The following is a 25,129-nucleotide window of genomic DNA, read 5'->3' on the forward strand; positions in this document are numbered from 1 at the left end:
ACTAAACACACAACGCAACATGAAAAAAATCTTCTTACTGGGTCTGCTTTTTTTGGGATTTCATTCTCAAGCGCAGGAAGTCAAAGTTACCACAAAGGACAACGACTTAAAATTGCCAACGTTACCTTATTACAACTTCGGTCGAGGCGTTGGACTGACTTCGCCCGACAGTATTTTTCAGCTAAATCTTCGTTTCAGAATGCAAAATCGTGTGAGTTATATCCAAAATGAAGGCGAAGATGCGTCTTATGATGGACAAATCAGAAGATTGCGTTTGCGTTTTGACGGTTACGTTGGAAATCCAAAATTCTTATACGCATTGCAACTTTCATTCGCTCCGGGCGATGTGGGCGAAATTGAGGAAGGCGAAAACATCAATATTATTCGTGACGCTGTGGTCTATTATCGACCAAATAAAACGTGGAGTTTCAGTTTTGGACAGACAAAATTACCTGGAAACAGACAAAGGGTGAATTCTTCGGGAGGTTTACAATTGACCGACAGAACCATTAACAATGCAAAATTTACAATTGACCGTGATTTTGGCTTCCAAGCCTATTATTTAAACGAATATGCTGATAAATTTTCATACAATGTAAAAACGGCAGTTTCAACAGGAGAAGGCCGAAATTGGACAAAAAGTAACGATAACGGAGTCGCTTTGACTGGAAAATTAGAAATATTGCCATTGGGCGCTTTTACAAAAGACGGAGTTTATTATGAAGGCGATATTGCCCGTGAAAAAACACCAAAAGTCATGCTTTCCGGAGGCTTTCAGCAGAACAATCACGCCAGAAGAACACAAGGACAATTAGGCCAGGATTTGTTTGAACAACGAACCATGAAAGCTGTTTTTGCTGATGCAATGCTAAAATATAATGGCTGGGCATTTATGTCAAGTTATATGTCAAGAACGGCGAAAGACCCAATTACCTTCAATCCAGAAGATGTAACCGGATTTAATTATGTGTACACCGGAAGCGGTTTTGACTATCAAGCGAGTTACCTTTTTCCAACAAACTATGAAATTATCGGAAGATTTTCAACTCAAAAAGTGCATCAAGATATTGAAACTTTGGCACCAAATGCAAAACAATACAGCCTCGGCGTGACCAAATATTTATGGGAGCACGCGTTTAAATTACAAGGCGAAGTGACGTTAGATGATTTGGATTATTTTGACGGAACCAACAAACAAAATTGGTATGTTAGATTTCAAGTCGAAATCGGAATATAATTTTAAAGCTCACTTCGGTGGGCTTTTTTTATGTTTCTCATTAATATATTCCAAATAATCTTTTTCCAAATTATTCACTTCAGAAATCAAGAAATCATAAAAATTTCCGTCGAAGATTTCGCGGTCTTCGCCGTATTTGTCAAATTCGATGGAAATCGTTTCGTCATTAAAATAGGCTCGGTATAAATTGCCACTTCGTTTGAAAAACATTTGGCCGAGAGAAGTGGCTTCATAATTTTCAGCTTCCAAAAGTTTTTCTTCGTAAGAAAGCCAATCTGGAAAATTTTCATCTGCTGATAATCCATACACAAAAAAGCCATAGCCAAATTTCCACGATGGCAAGACGTCAAATTCTTCGGGACGTTTCCAGATTTCTTCTTTGACTTCTAAGATAAGCGACCCGAAAGTGAGCAAAAATTCTTCCACATTTTTATTGATTTTAATAGCCTTATCTCTTTCGTATTTTCTAATTATTTCTAAAGTCGCCGGTTGTTTTTTAGAAGTAAAAATCATGAAATCGTCGTTGAGTTTTTCATAACGATTTTTAAAATCCTGTAATGTCGCCATAAGTTGCAAAATTTGTTTCAAACTAAAAGTAATAAATTGTTTACAAACTTCACAATATTGCATAAAAAAATCCCGCCAGAACAGCGGGATTTTGTTTTCAATTGATTAAAAATTAAAGAACAAGCGTTATCAATTGAAAGGAACTAAACTACTTCACAACAAGTTTTTTAGTTATTCCTTCGGAAGTTTTTACAAGATAAATTCCTGTAGCAAATCCAGATGTATTTATAGTCAAAGCTTCTTTTTCAGAATGGATTAATTTTCCAGAATAATCAAAAACTTCGATATCAGCAACTCGGTTGAAATACACAATTCCATTTGTAGCAGGATTTGGAAACAACACAAAAGTTTTTGGTTCAAAACCATAATCTGGTGTGGAAAGATTGTCAGCATTTACTTCAAATAAAGTCAAAGTACCGCTGATTTCATTGGCCACGATGATGTAATCCTTGCTCGTTGGACTGTCAGCCGCTTTGATATGCAAAATTCCTTCTGGACCGTGATCTCCTGAATATGCTGAAACAGTTCTGTTATTTTTATAATCCACAAATTTCACATCATTTGGATTAGTCACGTCATAAACCATCACACCGCCAATTCTTTCTAAACCAATGAAAGCAAATGTTTTTCCGGCGATTGTTGCCAAAGTAATGCCTTCTGGTTCTGGACCTTTAGCACGGCTTCTTACTTTAAAGCCATTTTCTTCGTGGTCAGAATTGAACAAACCAGAAATACTTGGAGTCAAAGCAGTGTACATTTCAAAATCATCGCCACTGTCATAAACAATTTGTTTTGTATCTGTATTGAAGATTGAAAAAGAACGGCTTCCAAGAGCGTAAATTTGTTCAAAATCAGTGTCAGAATCAGTGTTTCCAGAGAAAGCTGAAGACCTGAATCTTCCGGCATTAAATGTTTCTTTCAACATTTGCGCTTGTGGATAAACGGCAGAATCTAAAACGTAAGTTGCAGCTCCAACAGTCGTTCTTTCCACAAAACCAGTATATTCTTTTTCGTCACCTTCATTTGCCGTCACGATGAAATTCGTACCGCCGACAGTGTAATGAGCAATTCCGTCAGGTTGATAAAATGATTTTATTGGCCAGTTTGCAATTAAAATTTGTCCGTTGTTATCAGAAATATCGGCTCCATTTCCTGGAAGACTCATATCTTTTGTACCCAAAGCCCAAACTGAAGCGTAAGTATTATTCGTCAAGTTGATTTCTGCAATGGCGTTGTTTTCTTGCAAAGCAACCCAAGCTTTTTGAGAATCGGGACTGATTGTAATGTATTCAGGTTCAAAATCTTGCGATAGTGTACTTGTTGATTTTAATTTGCGAACACCACTTGCGATAAGCGTGGCTTCTTGAGCATTAAATTGCGTGAACAACATTGTAGTTACGTTCGCTTGCGTCAAGTTGGCAATTCCTCCAGCGATGTTAATAATGCTCACAGAACCTTCTGGGTCAACAGAATAATCCGCGTTTGGCTGACCTTCGTTTGCTGTCAAAACCTTGGTTCCGTCTGGCGTAAACGTAATCATATCAGGCAAAGCGCCTACGGTAACTTGTTTTTGGAAAACTCCATTGGTATCAAAAAATATTACAGAACCGTCAAGCGTTTCGTTTGCATTTGGCGAAGCCACAGCCACGATTCCGTTTTTCACAGCCACACTCGTCACGCCTCCATAAGGATTCATATTAATAGAAGTGATTACGGATAAATTCGTCGGGTCAGCGAAATTTACGATGTCTAAATATCCAGCGACGGCACTCGTAGTAAACAATCTTTGAGAAACTGGATCGTGAACCACAATTTCGCATGTACTTGAATTTGTTCCTGATGGATCAAAACTTCCGATATAATCCAAGGTAACATCTTGGTTTGGAACCGGAGCCAAACGGTCATTGTCTTTAATGTAAATTGTTGCTTGCGGATTTCCAGTAATGGTAAAATTCATTGCGTTTTCGAGGCTTAAAACAAAATATTCTGCGTGTTGTTCTTCCAAAGTATCATCAATAATCGGAATTTGGATTGTTTGTGTCAACGGACTTCCAGCAGTAAAATTCAAAGTCTGAGTTGTCAAAGTAAAGTCGTTTGAATCGGCAGTGCTAAAAGGTGCAGGTTTTACAACTAAATCAACAGAACCCGTTGTTGGACTTACTAAATTCAATACAAAATTTAAAGTTCCTGCATTTTCATTTACAGTAACAAAATTAGAAGCCATTGAAATTTTTGCTTCAAAAGAGGCTGTTGTAAAAGTTGCTGATTTTAAAGTTGTAATGGCGTTGTTATTTGAGTCCTCAACCAAATTTGGAAGCAAAGCCACATAATAATTTTGGCTGTTCAATAGAGGGGAAGTAGGGACAATCGTAATTATATTGGAAGCAAAAGTTGCCGTAAACGGAAAGATTGCACCAGAAACATTATTCAAGCGAAGTTCTACTAAAGAAGCCACGTTAGCATTAGTAATCGCGCTGTCATTAATTAGCCGAACATTTTCGTTGAAAGTCAATGTTGGATTTACAGCTACAGGAATATTTGTACTTGCGTTCGCAGGAGCAAAAACTATGTTTGGAGCAGAAATATCAGTTCCGCCAAGGGCAGTTCCATCTAAAGTAAAATTGTCAAAACGATTGTTTCCGACCGTTCCGTTATTTGCGCCAGCCTCAAATTCCACTTTCAATTTAAAATTCGGATTGTTGTTCGCTGTGGCAATTGCAGTAAAATCTAAAGTTTCCAAAACCGGGTTTCCGTCAACAGGAATTACGTCAGAAAACGGAATGAAAGTAGTTCCATTTACAGAATAAGACCATTTTTGCAATCCAGCTCCAGAACCAGAACGACGCGTCGTAAATTTCACGATGATATTTTCAAAACCAGTGGTTGGCAAAGCGAATTCTAAATTTCCTCCAATTGGCAAATTATAACGCAAATGTGTCCCGGAAGCATCGCCGTTTCTAGCGTTTAGATTTTGAACGTTGAAGTTTTGATTGACTCCGTTCGCAAAATCAATCATACTTGTATTTGAATTGGAGGCTGTGATTGAAGCGCCAGCAACTTGAGATTCTGTTGGAGTTGTAATTGTCTCAACAGAAGTTGCATTATTAAAATTCCAGTAATGAACTAAAACCGGAACTGGAATTACAGTTCCCGAAGCGGTGAAATTGTCAAAACGATTGTTCCCAACAGTGCCACCATTCCCTAATTCAAATTCTACTTTTAACTTAAAATTAGGATTATTATCTATTGATGCAATTGAGCTAAAATCCAAAGTTGCTAAAGCTGGGTCTCCATTATTTGGAATCACGTCTGCAAAAGCAATATAATTTGTTCCGTCTACAGAATACGACCATTTTTGAGTTCCCGCTCCTGAACCCGAACGTCTTGTAGCAAATTTTATAATTGTGTTTTCGTAACCTGTTGTTGGCAAAGCGAAAACCAGAGCGCCACCAATTGGGTCATTAAAACGCAAATGTGTTCCAGAAACATCGCTATTTTGGGCATTTAAATTTAAAACGTTGAAGTTTTGGTTGGTACCGCCAGCGAAATCTATGGCGCTAATTCCTCCCGGAATTGCTGTAATCGATGCGCCTCCAGCGGTTTGCGAAGGTGCGGTAATTGTTGCAACAGACGCATTATTATTGAAATTCCAATAATGCATCAAGTTTTGTCCCCAAGATAATTGGGTAATCAAAAAGACCGAAAAGAGTAGTATTCCCCTTTTGAATTTTGTGTAATTTTTTGACATAGTTGTGGTTTGTTAATTGTACCGCAAAAGTCAAGTTGTATTATTAAGTAATGATTACTTCCAAATAAAACAAAGATTAAGTTCGAGTGCGTTAATGTTTCTAAAAAGTTACCGCTTAATGTTTGCTTAATATTTAGGAAATAAAAAAGCCTAGAAAAATTTCTAGGCTTGGTATTTTACCGCAGATTTCCAAATTTCAATTTTTTTTAAAACATATTATATTGTAAAAAAATCTGCCAATCTGCGGTTATTTTGTTCTAAACTCCTGCAACAATAGCAGAAAAGTCAGTCGCTTTTAAAGCGGCACCACCAATTAAGCCACCGTCAACGTCTGGTTTTCCAAAAATTTCTTTAGCGTTTTCTGGCTTAACACTTCCTCCATAAAGGATTGATACGTTTTCAGCCACTTCAGCACCAAATTTAGTTTCGATAGTTTGTCTGATGAATTGGTGCATTTCTTGCGCTTGTTCTGGCGAAGCCGTTTCTCCGGTTCCAATAGCCCAAACTGGTTCGTAAGCCAAGATGATATTTTCCCAATCTTTAGCTTCCAAGTGAAATAAACCGTCTTTCAACTGGTTTTCAACGATATTAAAATGTTGCTCTGATTGTCTGTCTTTCAATTCTTCTCCAAAACAGAAAATAACTTCTAACTCATGTTTTAAAGCCGTATTTACTTTTTCTGCCAAAAGCGCATCCGTTTCGTGGAAGTAAGCTCTTCTTTCTGAATGGCCTAAAATCACGATGTTAACACCAATGCTTTTTAACATATCTGCAGAAATTTCTCCTGTAAAAGCGCCAGATTCTGACTGGTGCATATTTTGTGCAGCAACGCCGATGTTTGTAAACTGCAAATGCTCAACAGCTGAAGATAAATTCACAAATGTTGGCGCCACGATTACGCGAGCTTCAACGTCGTTTGGCAATTTGTCAATCAAATCGTTTAATAAATCTTCAGTTTCTTCCGCATTTTTATGCATTTTCCAGTTTCCTGCAACAATCTTTGTTCTCATTATTTTAGTTTTTTTAATGTAGCGTTTATTTTATCAAAATCAGTTTCAATAGCTCTGTAAATCACTATTTTTCCTTTTTTGTCAATCACAATATATCTCGGAATCCAGTCTAAATCAACTGCTTTTCCAAAAGTTCCTTTCATTCCATCTTTTACCAAATAATGGTCGCCAGAATTTAATTTATATTTTTCGATACCCGTTTTCCACTTGTCGGCCGTTTTGTCTAAAGAGATGAACACGTAATCGGCCTTTGGGTTTTTAGCAATCATATCTTCAACTTTCGGCATCGCTTTGATACAGTCACTGCACCAAGACGCCCAAAAATCCAAGACCAAAGTTTTTCCTTTATGCTTCGCTAAAATATCTTGAAACGAAATTTCTTTTCCGTCTAAAGTCACTAGTTTTTCAGCTAAAGCTTCTTTAGAAAATTCAGTTTTTTGAGCTTGAGAACAAGAAATTGTTCCCAAAATTATAAGTAATGATAAAAGTACTTTTTTCATTGTGTGTTCTTTTTTAAGATAAGCAAATATAATATTTAGTTTTCAGAAAGGTTTATTAAATTTTAATTGGTGAGGAGTTTTTTGCGAAAGCGTTTTCGTTGCTCAAAGTCATTGCGAGGAACGAGGCAATCACATAATCAAAGTAAAATTATTTGAAAATGGACGATACAGACTAATTAAGCATGAGAAAATAAAACCGTAAAATTCCGAAGAAAATCGCAATTTTATTCGTGTTCAAAAGTTTTAACTATTCAGATTATGTGATTGCTTCGTTCCTCGCAATGACTTTTTAAACCTCCGTGGAATAAAAATTACCCAATGCGAATCTTCGGATCCAAATAAGCATAAACCAAATCCACTAAAATATTAATTACCACAAAAGTCGTAGCAATCACAATCACAGAACCCATAATTACTGGCAAATCCAAGTTGTTCAAGGCTTCCACAATTTCTTTTCCAAGGCCATTCCAACCAAAGATATATTCCACAAAAACAGCTCCGGCCAACATCGACGCAAACCATCCCGAAATAGCCGTAACCACAGGATTCAAAGAGTTTTTAACTGCGTGTTTTCTAATGATTTGAAATTCAGACAAACCTTTCGCTCTTGCTGTTCTTATGTAATCTTGGCCAAGAGTTTCCAACAAAGAATTTCGCATCAATTGAATCACAACGCCAAGCGGACGAATGCCTAGAACTATCGCCGGAAGCAAAATATTTTTCCATTGAATATACGAACCTTCGCCAAAATCATCCACTTCATAAAGGCTTCCCGTCATATTTAATCCGGTATAATTGTGAAGCAGAAATCCGAAAAACCAAGCGAATAAAATAGCACTGAAAAAAGAAGGAATGCTCATTCCGAGCGTACTTAGCAAGGCAATAATTCGGTCAATCCAAGTATCTTTGTACAATGCAGAAATAATTCCGAGGATAATTCCGATGGAAATGGCAATGACAATGGCAAAAAGCGCCAAAAGAAAGGTATTCGGCAATGTATTTCCAATCACGTCAGAAACCTTTTTACCGCTTTTTTGGAAGCTTTCGCGTAAGTATGGCGACTTCAAAACCACTTCATTGCTTCCGATGGAAAACAGCGAAACGGCATTGTATTTTCCTTCGGAAAGAAAAGTATAATCTTCTGAATTTTTGCTGTGGAAAGAAATAGGCGAGAGGTCATTCAGGTAATAAAAATACTGTGTGGAAATCGGCTTGTCAAAACCATATTTTTTTTTGACAATCGCCAATTGCTCTGAGTTTTCGTTTTGGTCAAGCATCATTCTCGCTGGGTCGCCCGGCAAAACATTAAACAAAAAGAATATGACCGTGACCACTCCAAAAAGTGTCAACAGCGCATATCCTATTTTATTTAAAAGGTATTTTATCACTATTTTTTGAGTTCAGAATAGTTCTTTTTCAGGACAGTTTGCAGTTCAGAACCGACGAATTTTTTATCATTGATTCCGTCCCATTCCTTGATTTTGTTACCGTTCCAAAGATAGATAACTCCCGGCGTGTCTTTGCTGTTGCCCAAAAGTTTCCAAAACGGAATCACCTCAATTACTTTATAAGGATAATTTGCTCCTGCGAAAGCGAAAAACTCAGGAATTTTCTCTGGTTCTTCGTTCATAAAGATAATTTCCACTTCTGGGAAGTTTTTATTTTTGGCCTTCATTTCGGTCAATTCTTTTGCCACGTCGCGACAATGGTCACAACCCGGAACGAATAATGCCAAGATTTTTTTACCTTTATCAATGTTAGAAAAATACTGAGAATAACCTGATTTTTGTTGGGCAGGTTCGTCTGAAACTGGTTTTGCAGGTTCGGCTTTAGCTTCTTCTGAAGTTGTTGTTTCCGCTGGAGTTATTGCAATTGCTTCTGCCGACGGCGTATCAAAAGTTTCTACTGTTTCCGCAGGAATTTCCACTTCTTCCGATACGATTTCTTCCACTTTTGGCTGAATTGGAGCAATCATAAATAAAGTCAGAATCGAAGCGAAAGTTACCGTTGTCAATACCCAGAAATTGCTTTTTTCGTTCGTGATTTTTGGAACTACGTATAAATAAATTACCAGTAAAATAATGGCAACCACATTTTTAATAATCGCTTCAATTGGTGTCATCGGCAAAAGGCTTCCGAAACAACCGCAGTTTCCAGAATTTCCTCCGTTTTGAATCGTGTCGATGGTCAAATGTGTTGTAAAAATGACCAACATTAATATCGTAGCAGGAATAATTATCCTACGTAAATAATTATTTTGAAGCAGTAAAATTCCGAGTGCGAGTTCAATTCCGATTAAGATTCGGGAGAAAAAGACAGCCACATCTTCCGAAAATCCCATCGGATATAATTGTTTTACTTCAAAAGTTGAAATGGCAAAATACGGACTCGGATATAATTTGGCAACAGCAGAAATTAGGAATAAAAAAGAAATAATTATTCTAATTGTCCACGGTAAATATTTTTTAAAGTTTTCCATTTATGTAAGTTTTCTCAAAAATAAGGCTTGTGCAAATTTTAAGTTGTTAATGACTTGTTATTTGGCAAAACCCATTAAAATCAAGGCAAAAACCGAATAGTTCAGCATATCTTGATAATTGGCGTCAATGCCTTCAGACACAATCGTTTTGCCTTTATTATCCTCGATTTGTTTTACGCGAAGCAATTTCTGAAGAATCAAATCAGTCAAGGAACTCACGCGCATTTCGCGCCAAGCTTCGCCATAATCGTGGTTTTTAGCTTCCATCAAGGCTTTTGTCAGCGCTACTTTTTCGTCGTATAATTTTGTGGCTCTTTCCACATTTAAATCAGGTTGGTCCACAACGCCAAGTTCCAATTGCACCAAAGCCATAATCGAATAATTGATGATTCCGATGAATTCTCCGGTTTCGTCTTCGTCCACTTTTCGTACTTCATTTTCCTGCAAGCTTCTGATACGTTGCGCTTTAATGAAAATTTGGTCGGTTAATGAAGGCAAGCGAAGAATACGCCAAGCACTTCCATAATCGGTCATTTTATTGATAAATAAAGTTCGGCAAATGCCGATAACGCTGTCAAATTGTTGAGAAGTGTTATTCATTATTGGTGTATATTTGTATGAAATTTGTCCAAAAATAGTGAAAAAAGGTTTAGGGTGAAAGGTAAAAGGTGCAAGGATTTGCATTGTAAATTTTCCTCGTCACAATTAGCCCAAAACCCTAGACCCAAAACCCTAGACCCAAAAATGAACTGCAAAGGAAAACTCATCGATTTATCAACGCCCAAAGTAATGGGAATTTTAAATATCACGCCTGATTCTTTTTATGACGGCGGGAAAAATGACAGCGAACAAACGATACTTGACAAGGTGCAAAAAATGCTTTCTGACGGAGCGACTTTCATAGATATCGGGGCGTATTCTTCAAAACCAAATGCCGAATTTGTTTCGGAGGCTGAAGAATTACAGCGGATTATTCCGATAATTGAATTGCTGATTAAAGTTTTTCCTGATATTTTAATTTCAGTGGATACTTTCAGAAGTGAAGTGGCGAAAGCTTCGATTGAATCGGGCGCTTCGATTATCAACGACATTGCTTCGGGTAATTTGGATGCCAAAATGATGGAAACCATTGCAAAGTATAATGTTCCTTATATTATGATGCACATGAAAGGCGACCCAAAAACGATGCAAAGCCTGACGAATTATGACGATATCATAAAGGAAATGCTTTTTTATTTTTCGGAAAAAGTGAACGAAGCCAGAAGTTTTGGAATAAACGATTTGATTATCGACCCGGGTTTTGGTTTTGCAAAGACTTTGGAACAAAATTTTGAAGTCATGAATAAGTTGGAGTTGTTGCAAATGCTAGATTTACCGTTATTATCTGGAATTTCAAGAAAATCGATGATTTATAAAACATTGGAAACTACGCCTCAAGAATCCTTGAACGGAACTACGTTTTTAAATACCATTTCTTTGATGAAAGGTGCGAAGATATTGAGAGTTCACGATGTGAAAGAAGCGGTGGAATGTGTGAAACTATATTCCGCATTAAACATTTGACTTAAATAGCGTTTTCGTTATATGCCTTTTTAAATTTTACCATATAAGGTATTACTTAATGAGATTCCTCCTTCGTCGGAAAAACAAGATTGCGATGACAAGATTGCAAAGATTCACACAGTCCAAAAATCATAAATCATAAATCATAAATCTCAAATCATAAATCATAAATTCTTACTGATGATGATAAGGCTCATTTCTTAAAATCGTAAAACCTCGGTACAATTGCTCGATGAAAAACAAACGAACCATTTGATGCGAAAACGTCATTAACGACAATGAAATTTTCCCTTGTGCTTTAGCATAAACGGTTTCTGAAAAACCATACGGACCTCCGATTACAAACACCAAAGTTTTGATTCCCGAATTCATTTTTTTCTGCAATTCTTCGGAGAAACCTACACTAGAAAAATTCTTTCCGTTTTCGTCCAAAAGAATTAATTGGTCGGTTGGCGTTAATTTTGACAGAATCAATTCGCCTTCTTTTTCTTTCTGCTGTGCTTCTGAAAGATTTTTTACATTTTTAATATCCGGAATAATTTCTAAATCAAACTTGATATAAAACGACAATCGCTTTTGATAATCGTCGATTAAGGTCTGCAAAGATTTATTGTCGGTTTTGCCAATGGCGATGAGCTTGATGTTCATTTCTTGAGTTGCAAAGTTTCTGTGGTGCAAAGTTACAAAGTTTTAGTTCCTGAAAGGTTTTCAAAACGGGTTGGATTTTTATTTGTTAATGTTTTGCAAACTAACATATTATGAAAATTTATCTAAAAAAGGTATAACGATTTTTTCCTTTTCTTAACCGAAATTTGTAAAACACCATTCAAAAACAATGGTTTCAAAATTGTAAACTAAAAGAAAATATTATGAAAAAGAATCTTTTATTGCTGGGCGCATTTTTTGCCTTCAGCGTAGCATCCGCACAGACGGACCCGAAAACAGGAACGACGAGAAGTACAACGACAAACAGCTCGACAACAACGCAACAAGATCCTCAGAAGAAAAAAAGTACGAAGAAAAAAACGACAACTTCTGAGACAACAAGAAGCACGGATATGAGAAGTACAAGATCGAACAATTCTACGTATGACCCAAACAATCCAGGGACTTCAACGCCAACAACAACAGATCCAAACAGTTCAATGGATCCAAATAGAACAACCACAAATCCGAATGGAACAGTAAATCCGAATGGTACGACCACAAATCCAGGAACAATGCAACCGTCTGGAACGGGAACAACGCCAATTGGCACCGGAACAAACGTACCGCCAACGAGATAATATTCTTACTGAATTTTGAAAAGCCCAATCAAACGATTGGGTTTTTTTATGCGCAGAAGTTTCCAGAATCAGTTGAAAGCTTGCAGAATGCGGAACCGCTTCGTTTTATTACAGAAAAATAACGTGGTAGTCAGAAAGATTTTATTATTTTAGCTTCAATTAAATTTTTAAAATGATTTCAGAAGCACAATTTCAGAACGAATTAAAATTAATCATAGAAAACGGAATCCGCGAAGATGTGGGCGACGGAGACCACAGTTCTTTAGCTTGTATTCCTGCGGATGCACAAGGAAAAGCAAAACTTTTGGTAAAGGAAGACGGACTGATTGCCGGTGTGGAATTTGCCAAAATGATTTTTAACTACGTAGATCCAAAATTACAAATAGAAACTTTTATACAAGACGGAACGCCTGTAAAATATGGAGACGTGGTTTTTCACGTTACCGGAAGTTCACAATCTATCTTAAAATCAGAACGCCTTGTCTTGAATGCGATGCAACGTATGTCGGCCATTGCAACCAAGACTAAATTCTTTGCTGATCTATTGGAAGGAACAAAAACAAAAGTTCTTGATACCAGAAAAACCACTCCAGGAATTCGTGCCATCGAAAAATGGGCCGTGAAGATTGGAGGAGGCGAGAACCACCGTTTTGCCTTGTATGATATGGTGATGCTGAAGGACAACCATATTGATTTTGCAGGAGGAATCACAAAAGCGATTGACAAAACGACTTCTTATTTAAAAGAAAATAATTTAGACCTAAAGGTAATTGTCGAAGCCAGAAACCTAGATGAAATCAAGGAGATATTGCAATCAGATTCGATACACAGAATTTTGATTGACAATTTTAATTTTGAAGATACCAAGACGGCTGTCGCTTTGATTGGAGACAAATGCCAAACAGAATCTTCTGGAAATATCAATGAAAAAACCATTAGAAATTATGCTGAATGTGGCGTTGATTATATCTCTTCTGGAGCATTGACACATTCGGTTTACAACATGGATTTAAGCCTAAAAGCCATTTAAAAAACACAAAAACGTGACCAAGATAATAGAAGACAAGCTCGAAAAGATTCCGGTCATACGTCCGCTGATGCATTTCACGCAAAAGATAAAATTGCCGTGGCTCGAAGGACTTTCGTTTTATGATTTGCTTGAATTGTACTTTATCGGGATTGCAAAAGGCGCATTTTCATATCGTGCGAGTGCCATTGCGTTCAGCTTTTTTATGGCGCTTTTTCCTTTTGCGCTGTTTATCTTGAACTTGATTCCGTATATTCCTATTGAAAATTTCCAAGCCGATTTTCTGCAATTTGTGGAAGAAAGCGTACCGCCGAATACCTATGACGCAATTTATAAAATCATCAACGATATCTTGAATAATTCATATCAAGGCCTGCTTTCTTCGGGTTTTTTGCTGTCTATCTTTTTAATGGCGAATGGTGTCAACGCAATTTTGGGAGGTTTCGAAAACTCAAGACACATTACCGTTACCCGCGGATTTTTTCGCCAATATGCGGTTTCCATTGGCATTGCCATGCTACTTTCGCTTCTGCTGATTATCACGGTTTCGTCAATCGTGGTCTTTGAATACATCATCCAAACGATGAAAAGCCAAGGGATTTTTGATAATATCAATCTTGTTTCCATCGGAAGGTTTGTCTTCGTAGGCATTATGATTCTCACGGCCACTTCCATACTGTTTAAATTTGGAACAAAGCAAACCCGACGCAATTCTTTCTTCAGCATCGGGTCTATTTTTACCACCGTTCTGATTATTCTAACGTCGTTTGTCTTTGGTATTTATGTCGTGCGTTTTGCAAAGTATAACGAACTGTATGGCTCTATCGGAACACTTTTGATTCTGATGATTTACATCTGGCTAAACTGCATGATTTTACTTTTAGGCTTTGAGTTAAACGGAGCTATCAACCGTTTGAAAAGGAAGAATCTTTTTAATTAAGCCACAATTTTTTCAATGTAATTGGAATTTAGCAAATACAAAGCGCCCATATATCTGATTTTGAACGAAATCAAATCACCAATTTTATAGTTATTTTCAGAGTTTGAAATGTCCACAACCAGCATATCAGAACTGGCGTCAATCATCGTGATATTTTTGTCGTCTGGTTCGATGTATTGTGGTTGCATATCAAGAAGTCCGATGTCTAAAATAGCGCGAAGCGAAGAACTTCCCAAATCATGATTTTCATTTGTTTCAAAGGTATTTCCGGCCACATTTTCTCCTAATTCACCACTCGGAATATCTGGTTTTTCAGTGATTTCAATGATTTCTGCGTAGAGTTTAAAAACTTCACTTTCCATTCCTTCAATAATTTTTCCGGTGAACAAATCATTTGCAAAAAATAAAGCTTCTCCAATTCTAAAATGATTCACGGCCATTGGTCGCGCATTTTTCAAAATCAAGGGAATTGCAACCGAAGTGCCTCCAGAAACCCACGGAATCGAAATGTCAAATTTTGCCTCAATCAGTTGTTTGTACAAACTCAACTGAATCAATTTGTCTTGATTTGGCATCACGCCGCTCAAGCAATTCAAATTGGTTCCGATACCACGAATTTCAATATTTGGAAGACTTAAAACTTCGCCATAAAACTGAATTAAATCTTCGCCCATCACGCCTTCGCGCAAATCGCCCATTTCAATCATGATGATGATTTTGTGGATTTTATTTTGCCTTCCAGCTTCTTCAGAAAGCATTTTTATAGTATCAATTTCAGTGTTGAAACTGACGTCGGCATATTTTACAATCTTTGAAATACTTCGCTTTGCGGGCGGTTTTATGTAAACGGTTTGAACATCGGGAGAAATTTCTTTGATCGTTTTCAGATTGCTAATTCGGGAGTCGTGAATTTCTTTGGTACCCAAATTTATTATTTCATTGATAAAAAGTTTATTTCCACATAAAATCTTTGAAACAACGCCCCATTCAATAGTTCTAGACTGAAAAAGATTTTGCAAAAAGTTGTAATTATGCTGTAATTTTTTTTGGTCTAATTTGATAAAAGCCATCTTAATTTTGTTTGGAGAATATTAAAATTAATACGATTTCTCTAATCGCATTTCAAGGTATTTATTGGTAAAACCTAAGCTTTCATAGAGTTTTAGCGCAGGATTATTTGGTTCGCAATGCAAAGCAATATTTCCTTCGGAAGTTTCAATGGCGTATTGCATTAATTTTTTTCCGATTCCTTTTCCTCTATAAAAATTATCAACGGCGATGTAAACCAAAATATTTTCAGGAATATAACCGCCCATTCCTGTTTTATTCAAGACAACCGCTCCGATAATCTCGTTTTCATTTGTAGCCAAAATAATTTCCCCACCTTTATTTTTATCCTGAACAAATTCCAGACATTTTAAAATTGCATCTTTTTCATCGCCGAATTGGTCGAGATGTTCGTGCAGAAAATCGGCAATTTGATCGTTGTTGAATAATGTGTTTTCGTAAGCGCAGAATTTAATTGTTTGGGTTTCCATAATTTAAGTTTTTACCATTAATATTTGGCAAATTCTGAATTTAGCGAACGCAAGTTTCTGTGCGACTTTAAAAAAGCCACATTTATTTCAATGCATCTGAAATAGGGAAATTTTGGTGCTACAGAAAATAGCCAATAAGAAAATAAGGAGTTTCCTTATTTATTCGATGGTGCAAATTTACGAAAAAATGAAAAAGCATCCTATTAATTTTGACAAAAATAAGATTTTTTATAGTTTAAGTATTTGAAAATCAACTCTCTTTTAAAAGTGTAATCAGCTTTCTTGCAGCCGTTTGAACTGGATCCCAAACTGGAGAAAACGGAGGCGCATACGATAAATCCAAATCGATAATATTTCGCAAAGTCAATTTATATGTTAGTGCTGTCGCCAAAACGTCGATTCTTTTCGCGGCGCCTTCTTCCCCGATAATTTGTCCGCCGAGAAGTCTTCCGGTTCGTTTTTCGGCAATTAATTTTACGTAGATATCTTTAGAATCTGGATAATATCCGGCGCGTGATTTTGTTTTGATCATCGTTGCGACATAATCTATATTTAACTTTTGAAGTTGCTTTTCCAATAAGCCCGTTCGAGCTACTTCAAAAACGCAAATCTTGCAAACGGCAGTTCCCACAACGCCGGGAAACACGGCTTTTCCGCCACCAATATTTTTTCCTGCAACTAACCCAGTTTTATTTGCGACAGTTCCTAATGCGATGTAAAATGGTTTTTTGGTAACCAAATGCGTTGTCGTTGCGCAATCTCCGGCGGACCAAACATTTCTGATATTTGTGCGTTGCGTTTTTGCTACAATTACCGCACCTTTTTCGTCTAATTTAATTTTAGAATTTTTTAAAAACGCAGTATTTGGGCTGGTTCCCATGCCTAAAATAACCAAATCTGCTTTTAAAGTTCTTTTATTCGTAACCACCGAAGTAACTCCGTTTTTATCAGCTGTAAATCCTTTTAATTCTTCTTGAGTATAAATTTTAACGCCTAAATTTTTCATTGCCATATTCACCAACGCGCCCATATCTGGATCCAAAGTGTTCATGATTTCTTCGGAACGATTGATAAGCGAAACTTTCAAACCTTTGATTAACAAAGCTTCCGCCATTTCTAAGCCGATATAGCCTCCGCCAACGATCACAGCGTTTTTAGGATTTTTATTTTTGATGAAATTATCGACTTTTATACCGCTTCTTAAAGTTGAAATTCCAAAAATTCCATCAGCATCACGATTTTCCACATCCGGACAATATGCTTTTCCTCCAGTTGCAATCAACAATTTGTCATACGATTCCCAAAACTGAGTTTTGTCGTCTGATTTATGAACCAAAACTTGATTTTTATCGGTATCAATTTCAATAACTTCGTGGGAAATTCGGGTATCAATTTTATATTTCTTGATAAATTCTTCGGGAGTTCTGACAATTAATTCTTCCGAAGAAGTTACTTTTCCTGAAATAAAATAAGGAATTCCACAAGCGGAATAAGAAACATATTCTGATTTTTCAAAGACGATTATTTCGCAATTTTCATTTTCACGACGAACTTTTGACGCCGCGGTCATTCCTGCTGCGTCGCCTCCGATGATAACCAATTTATATTTTTCCATAATTTTTTAGTATTAATCTACGTCGTATTTGTCTAATTTTCGTTGAATAGTTGCAGCCGAAATGCCATGAACCAATACTGAAAGTATGATTGTTATGGCTGTTAATTGTATCAATTGTTCTGATTCAGCGAAATTTACGGTCGCCAAAGCAAACATTAAATAATATATGGAACCGACGCCTCTAATTCCATAAAAAGATAAGACAAATTTCTCAAATCTGCTGATTTTTTTGCCCAATAAAGACAAATATCCTGCAATTGGTCTGATGACTAAAATTAAGATCAATGCGACTGAAATTAATTTATAATTTAAAAGTTCTGGAAAGTTGGCTCCAAGGTAAATTCCTAAAATTACAAAAAGCAAGGCCACAAAAATACGCTCAATTTCTTCGGTAAAGTCGTGGAGATTATCCATGTGTTGCACATCTTTTTCTCGATGGCTGAAAGCACTTGCTGCTAAAAATACAGCGATAAATCCATAACCGCCAAGCATTTGTGTAACGGCATACGGAATTAATGTCAGCGATAAAGAAAGTATGCCACGCGTGATATTCGACTGTTGGTTTTTTGAGGTAAACGGAAAAATGATTTTATACAAAATCCAACCCAAAGTAAGGCCAACGACGACTCCAATAATAGTTTTTAAAAGAAAATCTACTAAAAACCATTCGCCAATCCACTCTGAATAATGATCCCCTCGAGTTGCCAAAAAAATCGCGAAGTAAGTGAAAGGAAAAGCGAGGCCATCGTTGATTCCTGCTTCTGAAGTTAAAGCTAATCTTGTTTTTGAAATGTCATTTTGGCTTGGTTTTGTTGTTTGTAAATCGGCTGCTAAAACTGGATCAGTTGGTGAAATTAACGAGCCGAACAAAATTGCTGTAGCAGGAGCAAAGCCTAAAATCCAAGAACTTACAAATGCCGAGGCGACGATTGTCAGTGGCATTGCGATTGCCAAAAGCCAAAAAGAATATTTCCAAGTCTTCCAAGAAAACGGATTTTTAATTTTTAATCCGGCGTTCGTTAAAGCGATTATAACCACAAACTCAGTAATTTGTTCGATGACCTTCACATTATTTAAGGGCGCAATGGAAGAATAATTATTTCCTAAAAGGAAAATTAAAACACCAATTGCAATATAAATAATTGGCTCTGAGATATTTTTGTTTTTTAGTAAATTAGGAATTGTTGCTGCGAGAAGTACAACGATTCCAATTAGCAAAAGATGAATGTTGTAAGTGCTGAAATCGAAAAGGTCTGAATACGTCATTTATAGATTTTATTTTTTTCGTATTTCTTAAATTTAAATAAAATTGATAAGACAAGCGTCATTTACACGAACTTTATAATATGTTTATGATCAAGTTATCAAGTGCAACCAGTCTATTTTAACTTGGGATAATTTAAAAACAGGAGATAATTTAACATCGACAATCAATTGTTTTAATAATCTTTTGTTTGTTCGTATTTTTTATTATTTTTAACAAAACTAAATTTACAAGCCATGTTAGTAAAAGTCTTTGGAAGCGCAGTTTTTGGGGTTGAAGCAACAACCGTAACCGTTGAAGTAAATATTGACAAAGGAATCGGCTACCACTTGGTTGGTCTTCCTGATAACGCGATAAAAGAAAGCAGTTATCGCATTGCGGCCGCCTTAAAAAACAACGGATATCAACTTCCCGGAAAAAAAATTACCATCAATATGGCACCCGCCGATTTAAGAAAAGAAGGTTCTGCTTATGATCTAACTTTGGCAATGGGAATTCTGGTGGCGTCTGGTCAAATTCAATCCGGAGAAGTCGATAAATATATAATAATGGGCGAACTTTCTCTAGATGGAAGTTTACAGCCCATTCGCGGCGCTTTGCCAATTGCAATCAAAGCAAAGGAAGAAGGTTTTAAAGGTTTTTTTCTGCCAAAGCAAAATGTAAAAGAAGCAGCAATAGTTTCTGGTTTAGACGTTTACGGAATTGAAAATGTCCAAGAAATTATTGATTTTTTCGAAGGAAAAGGCACAATTGAACCCACCATTTTTGATACAAGAGAGGAATTTTACAAGACTTTAGATTTTCCTGAATATGATTTTAGTGATGTAAAAGGTCAAGAATCTATAAAAAGATGTATGGAAATTGCGGCCGCAGGAGGGCACAATTTAATTTTGATCGGTCCACCTGGAGCAGGAAAAACAATGCTTGCCAAAAGATTGCCGAGTATTTTACCACCGATGACATTGCGAGAAGCTTTGGAAACTACAAAAATTCATAGCGTCGTTGGAAAGATAAAAGAAGCGGGCTTGATGAATCAACGACCTTTTCGTTCGCCTCACCACACTATTTCAAATGTAGCATTAGTTGGAGGAGGAAGTTATCCGCAACCTGGCGAAATTTCTATGGCCCATAACGGAGTACTTTTTTTGGATGAATTACCAGAATTTAAACGAGAAGTTTTGGAAGTGATGCGCCAACCTCTGGAAGATCGCGAAGTTACGATTTCTAGGGCAAAATTCACTGTGACTTATCCGTCGTCATTTATGTTGGTCGCGAGTATGAATCCAAGTCCGAGTGGATTTTTTAATGATCCGGGAAGTCCAAATACTTCGTCGCCAAATGAAATGAATCGTTATTTAAGCAAGATTTCTGGACCACTTTTGGACCGAATTGATATCCATATTGAAGTAACACCCGTTCCGTTTGAGAAGCTTTCTGATGATAGAAAAGCGGAGAGCAGTTCAAGTATCAGACAGCGCGTAACGCAAGCGCGAGAGCTTCAAACAGTTCGCTTTACCGAGAATGAAAAAGTGAATTACAACGCACAAATGAATACAAAACAGATTCGTGAGTTTTGTGTTTTGGATGAAAATTCCAAACAATTATTGAAATCTGCAATGGAACGATTAAATCTTTCAGCGCGCGCTTATGACCGAATTTTAAAAGTTTCACGAACAATCGCTGACTTAGAGAACTCTGAAAATGTGCTGTCACATCATATTGCAGAAGCAATTCAATATAGAAGTTTGGATCGTGATGGTTGGCTGGGTTAATTTAAAATTTTACTTATGAAAAAAATAATTACACTTTTTGCTTTAATTTTTTCGAGCATTTGTTTTGGGCAAAATAATTATTCAGAAATTGATGCTATTGTTAAATCAGCAATTGATTCGTATTCAAAGGAAACTGACGAACTGAAATTCCTTAAAATTGTAAAAAATAAATTTGATAAATCTGTGAAACTAAGCAAAGATGATTTCACAAAAGACAATGTGGGAATTGCGTTCGTGATTTCAAAAGGAGATGAGAAGCCAACAATAGCTCCAGCCAAATTTTCGTATGATAATGAAAAGGTAAATATTTCGGCAATGAATGCTAAAGAAGCTGATATTCAAGATTATGTGCAAAAGTATTTGCATACAATTGAAACAATTGGAAGTACAAATCTGTTTCGAAAAATGATGCTTGCTGAGTTTGAAGCGGAAGGCAATTATGTTGAAAACAAGACAGAAATTGCTGTTGACGAACCACTTTCGTTGTCGTTTGTTCGCGGGAATTCAGATTGGATGTACATTGTGAGTATTGATAATCAGTATGATAGTTATCCAAATCCTCGAATTATTATTTATGCTTTTAAAATTTCGATTTCTGGAGAAGATATTTTTAATGCGGGAAATTCGATGGGAAATATTGAAGATAGACGATTGAAATTGATTGCTTCTGAAAAAGCAGAATCAAATAAATTTCCGCTTTATCACGACGTCAGAACTGACGAAATTAGAGATGGACTAGCAGAAATAATAACGATTGAGCCTTATAAATCGGATAAGTTGTTAATTCAAAGCTTCGAGAAATTGAACGAACCCATTACAAGATATAACATCAAAGACTATGTTGAAGAATTTAAATTTTTACTTTCTTCTGCTATTTCAAAAAAGGAGCTCGAAAAACATGTTAAGCCATTTAACAATGAAGAAGTTTTTAATGTCAAACATTTAGCCGCGCATGCTCTGGCCGATTTTTATTTTGGAAAGGAACAATACGAAAATGCGATTGAATACTATAAGAAATCAATATTTGAATTTCCTTACGAAGAATCGAGTGGGACAGGGGTTGTCCAAGATGCTGAAAGAATTATTTACGATATCGCAAAATCAAACTATTATTTTGGTAAAAATAATGAAGCTTATGGATTTTTAATAGGCCTTATAATCGACAGTCAGCGCAATCATGAATTGGCTACAAAAACGATCAATGAATATCTAAAAGCTGAAAAAGAAGACAAGAAAAAGCTAAAGAAAGACATTGATAAAGCGTTGAAAACAATTAAAAAAGGAAAAAACTACACGTGTACTTTTACTTTTAGAGATAAAGAAATTTTCTTTTTTCCGATGATGCCCGCTTCGCAAAAAGAATACGAAAAGTCATTTAAGGAGTCAGAATTTTATAAATCTTTATAAAAAAAAATCGGAACCAAATGGGTTCCGATTTTTTTATTTAATTGCTGCAAAAGTATCACCTTTCTTAATATCTCCAGATTTAAATCCTCTGTTAAACCAATACATTCGCTGTTCAGAAGTTCCGTGTGTGAATGAATCTGGAACAACCTGACCTTGCATTTTGTTTTGAATCGCGTCATCGCCAACTGCATTCGCTGCGCTCAATGCTTCTTCGATGTCGCCTGGTTCCAGGATTTGGTTCATTTCTTCATTGTAATGTGTCCAAACGCCGGCATAAAAATCAGCTTGTAACTCTAAAGCAACTGAAAGTTTATTGGCTTCAGCCTCGCTTAAACCTTGTTGCATTTGTCTCATTTTTGCCGAAGTTCCTAAAAGTGTTTGAACGTGATGACCAATTTCGTGCGCCACAACATAAGCCACGGCAAAATCGCCACCTTTGGCACCGAATTTAGATTTTAATTCTTCGAAAAAAGTCATATCCATATAAACTTTTTTATCTCCGGGGCAGTAAAATGGACCCGAAGCAGAACTCGCACCACCACAAGCCGTTTGCACTTGACCACTGAATAAAACTAATTTTGGAGCTTCATAATTCCAGCCATTTTCTTTGAAAATTTTTGTCCAAACATCTTCGTTGTCAACTAAAAGTGCGTTGACAAATTCGCCTTCCTCTTTCTCTTTTGCAGTTAAATCGCGCTGTTCTGTGGGTGCAGACTGCCCTTGTTGTAACTGTTCTAAAATTGGGGCCAAGTTTTGAGCGCTTTCGCCACCAAACATATTCACCAATAGAATGATGATTCCAATTACACCGCCACCAACGGCGACTTTTCCGCCAGAGATTCCCCTGCGGTCTTCCATATTTTCACTTTGACGTCTGCCTGACCATTTCATATTTGTAAATTTTAATACAAATAAAAGGAATTTTTAGATTCAAAAAATAAATTTCAAATCAAAACAGGAAAAAATGTTAAATTATTGCAATTGAAATAAAGTCTCGGATAAATATTAAAGGTTTTGGATATCGATTCCAATGTCGTCAATGCTGTCGTCATCATAGATTCCCACAGCTTTTTTGTAGATTATATATTGCATTGAAAAAATAATCGGAAGTGTAAAAAAGATTCCGATTAACAGCGCAATCAATCCAAACGCGGTTAAGATGATCGAAATAATCATCAACAGAAGTATTGCAAAAAAGTTTCGGGAAACAATCAGAATACTTGCTTCAATTGCTTCCAATGCTTTTAATTTTCCAAAAATGATAAATGGAATTGTAAATACAGTAAGAAATTGGATAAAATAAGTAATGAATTCCACTAAAAAAATATATCCTGAAAACTTTATCAAAGTGACAATTAGACTCGAAGCAGACGAAATTAAAACGCCAGAAATAATCAATTGTCTTAGCAAATCACTTTTATAATAATCAAAAACAGTGCTAAAACTGTAGGTTTTGTGAGTGGAAGCGTGATGTGAAACTTTTAAAAGACCAGCGTAAAACGGATAAATAATTGCTGCAATTACCACCGCGATTAAAAGCGAAAATAAAACTTGGACTAAAGAAAAATTAGCGATTTGAAAATCTCCAAAAGCGTTTGAAAAAGTATCAGCTCCAAAAACAATTGCTGATAAACCCATGGTAATTCCGACCAAAACAAATGCAAAAAGTAAAAATCCTGCACCGTTTACCCAAACTGTTTTTTTGTAATTTTTTAAAGTCTCAGACAGCACGTCACCGACATTTAAATTATAACCGTTTTTCTTGATTTCCTCCAGCTTTAGCTTGGTCGTATTCTTCATTTAATCTCTTGAAATTGATGCTGCAAAATTAAGTATAAAAAAGGTCTAACTAAAACCATTTCAGCATTTTTCTTATCCATTTCAATTTATTTTTATAAGGCGCGTATCGAACCGGATTGTCAAACCAGTTTCCTTTTTTTACAACTGATTTTTGGTGTGAAAATGTTTCATAACTTTTCTTTCCGTGGTACGCTCCAATTCCACTATTTCCAACACCTCCGAAAGGCAATCGTTTGTTTGAAAAGTGTATAATTGTGTCATTTACACAACCTCCGCCAAAAGAAAAATCCTGAATTATTTTTTCAGAAAAGGATTTATCGTCTGAAAAAACATATAACGAAAGCGGTTTTTCATATCGGGAAATTACTTTTTTAAAATCATTTTCAGTGTCAAAGGAAAGCATCGGAAGCAATGGCCCAAAGATTTCATCCTTCATAATTTTACTTTCCAAAGACGGTTCATCAATCAAAGTGGGAGCGATGTAGAGATTTTCTTCTTCATAGTTTCCGCCAGCGACCACTTTATTATTTTCAATTAAATCGACCAAACGCATCCAGTGATTTTTGTTTACAATTCTGGTGTAATCATGAGAAAGTTCAGGTTTTTCGCCATACGCATTTTCAATTTCATTGAACAATAACGAAATAAATTTGGCTTTCACTTTGCTGTGAATCAATAAATAATCTGGAGCGATGCAAGTTTGTCCCGCATTTAAAAATTTACCCCAAACAATTCTTTTCGCTGCGATTTGAAGATTCGCACTTTTGTCGATTATGCAAGGATTTTTTCCGCCTAATTCTAAAGTTATCGGAGTCAGGTTTTTAGCCGCAGCTTTAGCAACTTCCTTTCCGACCGAAACGCTTCCGGTGAAAAAAATGTAATCCCATCTTTTTTCTAGCAACGATTTTGAAACTTCGGCATCGCCTAAAACTGCTACGATTTCTTTTACGTCAAAAGTTTCTCGAATTAATTTTGAAATCAATGAAGAAGTATTCGGAGTTAATTCAGATGGTTTTAAAACGACAGAATTTCCCATCGCATACGAAGCAATTACTGGACAAAGTGCCAATTGAAACGGATAATTCCACGGAGAAATCACCAAAGTTTTTCCGTAAGGTTCATTGTAAATATAATCCGAAGAAGGAAAATTTAAAATAGACGACCTGACTTTTTTTGGCTTTGCCCAAGATTTTATGTTTTTGATGGCATCTTTCAAATCACTTTGAACCACATTGATTTCTGTCAAAAAAGTTTCAAATGGAGGTTTCTTAAAATCGTCAGATAAAGCCTTGATTATGGCTTCTTCATTTTCATTAATTGTGTGCAGAAACTTCTTTAATTTCTCTTTTCTTACGTTAATTTCGTTGTTGTTCATA

22 protein-coding genes are annotated in these 25,129 nt (G+C 36.2%); 7 read left to right on the forward strand and 15 right to left on the reverse strand.

Going from position 1 to position 25,129, the window contains the following annotated elements; genetic code table 11:
- Positions 1-19 precede the first annotated feature (19 nt).
- On the forward strand, positions 20-1,237 hold the full coding sequence (locus tag ACFPVY_RS03660) for a porin (protein WP_379790394.1): 1,218 nt from the start codon (positions 20-22) through the stop codon (positions 1,235-1,237).
- Positions 1,238-1,246: 9 nt separating this feature from the next.
- Here ACFPVY_RS03660 and ACFPVY_RS03665 read toward each other — a convergent pair whose 3' ends face one another.
- The 7 genes from ACFPVY_RS03665 to ACFPVY_RS03695 all read right to left on the reverse strand — a co-directional run bounded on the left by ACFPVY_RS03665 (position 1,247) and on the right by ACFPVY_RS03695 (position 10,141).
- A complete protein-coding gene (locus ACFPVY_RS03665; RefSeq protein WP_379790395.1) occupies positions 1,247-1,804 on the reverse strand; it encodes a hypothetical protein in 558 nt (185 codons plus the stop codon).
- Positions 1,805-1,952: 148 nt separating this feature from the next.
- Positions 1,953-5,552, reverse strand: a complete 3,600-nt coding sequence (locus ACFPVY_RS03670; RefSeq protein WP_379790398.1) for a choice-of-anchor I family protein — start codon at positions 5,550-5,552, stop codon at positions 1,953-1,955.
- Positions 5,553-5,809: 257 nt separating this feature from the next.
- Positions 5,810-6,562: a triose-phosphate isomerase gene (gene tpiA, locus ACFPVY_RS03675; RefSeq protein ID WP_379790400.1), complete on the reverse strand. Its 753-nt coding sequence runs from the start codon at positions 6,560-6,562 to the stop codon at positions 5,810-5,812.
- Complete coding sequence (locus tag ACFPVY_RS03680; protein WP_379790401.1) at positions 6,562-7,062, reverse strand: TlpA family protein disulfide reductase; 501 nt, start codon at positions 7,060-7,062, stop codon at positions 6,562-6,564. Before ACFPVY_RS03680 ends, tpiA begins: the two co-directional genes overlap by 1 nt.
- A gap of 311 nt (positions 7,063-7,373) precedes the next feature.
- Complete coding sequence (locus ACFPVY_RS03685; RefSeq protein ID WP_379790402.1) at positions 7,374-8,450, reverse strand: ABC transporter permease; 1,077 nt, start codon at positions 8,448-8,450, stop codon at positions 7,374-7,376.
- Complete coding sequence (locus tag ACFPVY_RS03690) at positions 8,450-9,541, reverse strand: MauE/DoxX family redox-associated membrane protein (RefSeq protein WP_379790403.1); 1,092 nt, start codon at positions 9,539-9,541, stop codon at positions 8,450-8,452. Before ACFPVY_RS03690 ends, ACFPVY_RS03685 begins: the two co-directional genes overlap by 1 nt.
- Positions 9,542-9,598: 57 nt before the next feature.
- Positions 9,599-10,141 (reverse strand): DUF1599 domain-containing protein, encoded by a 543-nt coding sequence (locus ACFPVY_RS03695; RefSeq protein ID WP_379790404.1) that lies wholly within the window; start codon positions 10,139-10,141, stop codon positions 9,599-9,601.
- 144 nt (positions 10,142-10,285) lie between these two features.
- Here ACFPVY_RS03695 and folP point away from each other — a divergent pair, with 144 nt between their 5' ends.
- Entirely contained in the window at positions 10,286-11,104 is an 819-nt protein-coding gene (folP, locus tag ACFPVY_RS03700) for a dihydropteroate synthase (RefSeq protein ID WP_379790405.1), read from the forward strand.
- A gap of 174 nt (positions 11,105-11,278) precedes the next feature.
- Here the strand turns inward: folP and rlmH are convergent, their stop codons facing one another.
- Positions 11,279-11,752, reverse strand: a complete 474-nt coding sequence (gene rlmH / locus ACFPVY_RS03705; RefSeq protein ID WP_379790975.1) for a 23S rRNA (pseudouridine(1915)-N(3))-methyltransferase RlmH — start codon at positions 11,750-11,752, stop codon at positions 11,279-11,281.
- Positions 11,753-11,973: 221 nt separating this feature from the next.
- Here rlmH and ACFPVY_RS03710 point away from each other — a divergent pair, with 221 nt between their 5' ends.
- From ACFPVY_RS03710 to ACFPVY_RS03720, 3 genes are all read left to right on the forward strand, one after another.
- On the forward strand, positions 11,974-12,390 hold the full coding sequence (locus ACFPVY_RS03710) for a hypothetical protein (RefSeq protein WP_379790406.1): 417 nt from the start codon (positions 11,974-11,976) through the stop codon (positions 12,388-12,390).
- A gap of 172 nt (positions 12,391-12,562) precedes the next feature.
- Positions 12,563-13,420 carry a carboxylating nicotinate-nucleotide diphosphorylase gene (gene nadC / locus ACFPVY_RS03715; RefSeq protein ID WP_379790407.1) on the forward strand — a complete coding sequence of 286 codons (858 nt, stop codon included), beginning with the start codon at positions 12,563-12,565 and terminating at the stop codon, positions 13,418-13,420.
- A gap of 13 nt (positions 13,421-13,433) precedes the next feature.
- Entirely contained in the window at positions 13,434-14,357 is a 924-nt protein-coding gene (locus ACFPVY_RS03720) for a YihY/virulence factor BrkB family protein (RefSeq protein WP_379790408.1), read from the forward strand.
- On the opposite strand, the gene ACFPVY_RS03725 is transcribed toward ACFPVY_RS03720, so the two are convergent.
- The 4 genes from ACFPVY_RS03725 to ACFPVY_RS03740 form a co-directional block, all read right to left on the reverse strand.
- Positions 14,354-15,427: an alanine racemase gene (locus tag ACFPVY_RS03725; protein ID WP_379790409.1), complete on the reverse strand. Its 1,074-nt coding sequence runs from the start codon at positions 15,425-15,427 to the stop codon at positions 14,354-14,356. The two genes, ACFPVY_RS03720 and ACFPVY_RS03725, sit on opposite strands and share 4 nt — an antisense overlap.
- A 27-nt stretch (positions 15,428-15,454) precedes the next feature.
- Entirely contained in the window at positions 15,455-15,895 is a 441-nt protein-coding gene (locus tag ACFPVY_RS03730) for a GNAT family N-acetyltransferase (protein WP_379790410.1), read from the reverse strand.
- Between the two features lie 250 nt (positions 15,896-16,145).
- Positions 16,146-17,510, reverse strand: coding sequence for a CoA-disulfide reductase (locus tag ACFPVY_RS03735; protein ID WP_379790411.1), 1,365 nt, complete (start codon positions 17,508-17,510; stop codon positions 16,146-16,148).
- 12 nt (positions 17,511-17,522) lie between these two features.
- A complete protein-coding gene (locus tag ACFPVY_RS03740) occupies positions 17,523-18,776 on the reverse strand; it encodes a cation:proton antiporter (RefSeq protein ID WP_379790412.1) in 1,254 nt (417 codons plus the stop codon).
- Positions 18,777-19,010: 234 nt separating this feature from the next.
- Here ACFPVY_RS03740 and ACFPVY_RS03745 point away from each other — a divergent pair, with 234 nt between their 5' ends.
- Both ACFPVY_RS03745 and ACFPVY_RS03750 read left to right on the forward strand, forming a co-directional pair.
- A complete protein-coding gene (locus tag ACFPVY_RS03745; protein WP_379790413.1) occupies positions 19,011-20,546 on the forward strand; it encodes a YifB family Mg chelatase-like AAA ATPase in 1,536 nt (511 codons plus the stop codon).
- A gap of 15 nt (positions 20,547-20,561) precedes the next feature.
- The gene (locus ACFPVY_RS03750) at positions 20,562-21,953 is read left to right on the forward strand and encodes a hypothetical protein (RefSeq protein ID WP_379790414.1); all 1,392 of its coding nucleotides are present in this window, start codon (positions 20,562-20,564) and stop codon (positions 21,951-21,953) included.
- A gap of 33 nt (positions 21,954-21,986) precedes the next feature.
- Here ACFPVY_RS03750 and ypfJ read toward each other — a convergent pair whose 3' ends face one another.
- The 3 genes from ypfJ to ACFPVY_RS03765 all read right to left on the reverse strand — a co-directional run bounded on the left by ypfJ (position 21,987) and on the right by ACFPVY_RS03765 (position 25,128).
- Complete coding sequence (gene ypfJ, locus ACFPVY_RS03755; protein ID WP_379790415.1) at positions 21,987-22,844, reverse strand: KPN_02809 family neutral zinc metallopeptidase; 858 nt, start codon at positions 22,842-22,844, stop codon at positions 21,987-21,989.
- Positions 22,845-22,958: 114 nt separating this feature from the next.
- Positions 22,959-23,753 carry a DUF2189 domain-containing protein gene (locus tag ACFPVY_RS03760; RefSeq protein WP_379790416.1) on the reverse strand — a complete coding sequence of 265 codons (795 nt, stop codon included), beginning with the start codon at positions 23,751-23,753 and terminating at the stop codon, positions 22,959-22,961.
- Between the two features lie 49 nt (positions 23,754-23,802).
- Entirely contained in the window at positions 23,803-25,128 is a 1,326-nt protein-coding gene (locus ACFPVY_RS03765) for an aldehyde dehydrogenase (protein ID WP_379790417.1), read from the reverse strand.
- Position 25,129 lies beyond the last annotated feature (1 nt).

This window comes from Flavobacterium qiangtangense (assembly GCF_042658345.1).
Lineage (GTDB): Bacteria > Bacteroidota > Bacteroidia > Flavobacteriales > Flavobacteriaceae > Flavobacterium > Flavobacterium qiangtangense.

Coding starts and splice junctions, on each gene's coding strand:
- ACFPVY_RS03750 (WP_379790414.1), top strand. CDS start 20,562: ATGAAAAAAATAATTACACTTTTTGCTTTAATTTTTTCGAGCATTTGT.
- ACFPVY_RS03745 (WP_379790413.1), top strand. CDS start 19,011: ATGTTAGTAAAAGTCTTTGGAAGCGCAGTTTTTGGGGTTGAAGCAACA.
- ACFPVY_RS03660 (WP_379790394.1), top strand. CDS start 20: ATGAAAAAAATCTTCTTACTGGGTCTGCTTTTTTTGGGATTTCATTCT.
- ACFPVY_RS03725 (WP_379790409.1), bottom strand. CDS start 15,427: ATGGCTTTTATCAAATTAGACCAAAAAAAATTACAGCATAATTACAAC.
- ACFPVY_RS03665 (WP_379790395.1), bottom strand. CDS start 1,804: ATGGCGACATTACAGGATTTTAAAAATCGTTATGAAAAACTCAACGAC.
- ACFPVY_RS03740 (WP_379790412.1), bottom strand. CDS start 18,776: ATGACGTATTCAGACCTTTTCGATTTCAGCACTTACAACATTCATCTT.
- ACFPVY_RS03710 (WP_379790406.1), top strand. CDS start 11,974: ATGAAAAAGAATCTTTTATTGCTGGGCGCATTTTTTGCCTTCAGCGTA.
- ACFPVY_RS03670 (WP_379790398.1), bottom strand. CDS start 5,552: ATGTCAAAAAATTACACAAAATTCAAAAGGGGAATACTACTCTTTTCG.
- folP (WP_379790405.1), top strand. CDS start 10,286: ATGAACTGCAAAGGAAAACTCATCGATTTATCAACGCCCAAAGTAATG.
- rlmH (WP_379790975.1), bottom strand. CDS start 11,752: ATGAACATCAAGCTCATCGCCATTGGCAAAACCGACAATAAATCTTTG.
- nadC (WP_379790407.1), top strand. CDS start 12,563: ATGATTTCAGAAGCACAATTTCAGAACGAATTAAAATTAATCATAGAA.
- ypfJ (WP_379790415.1), bottom strand. CDS start 22,844: ATGAAATGGTCAGGCAGACGTCAAAGTGAAAATATGGAAGACCGCAGG.
- ACFPVY_RS03680 (WP_379790401.1), bottom strand. CDS start 7,062: ATGAAAAAAGTACTTTTATCATTACTTATAATTTTGGGAACAATTTCT.
- ACFPVY_RS03735 (WP_379790411.1), bottom strand. CDS start 17,510: ATGGAAAAATATAAATTGGTTATCATCGGAGGCGACGCAGCAGGAATG.
- ACFPVY_RS03765 (WP_379790417.1), bottom strand. CDS start 25,128: ATGAACAACAACGAAATTAACGTAAGAAAAGAGAAATTAAAGAAGTTT.
- tpiA (WP_379790400.1), bottom strand. CDS start 6,562: ATGAGAACAAAGATTGTTGCAGGAAACTGGAAAATGCATAAAAATGCG.
- ACFPVY_RS03760 (WP_379790416.1), bottom strand. CDS start 23,753: ATGAAGAATACGACCAAGCTAAAGCTGGAGGAAATCAAGAAAAACGGT.
- ACFPVY_RS03730 (WP_379790410.1), bottom strand. CDS start 15,895: ATGGAAACCCAAACAATTAAATTCTGCGCTTACGAAAACACATTATTC.
- ACFPVY_RS03695 (WP_379790404.1), bottom strand. CDS start 10,141: ATGAATAACACTTCTCAACAATTTGACAGCGTTATCGGCATTTGCCGA.
- ACFPVY_RS03690 (WP_379790403.1), bottom strand. CDS start 9,541: ATGGAAAACTTTAAAAAATATTTACCGTGGACAATTAGAATAATTATT.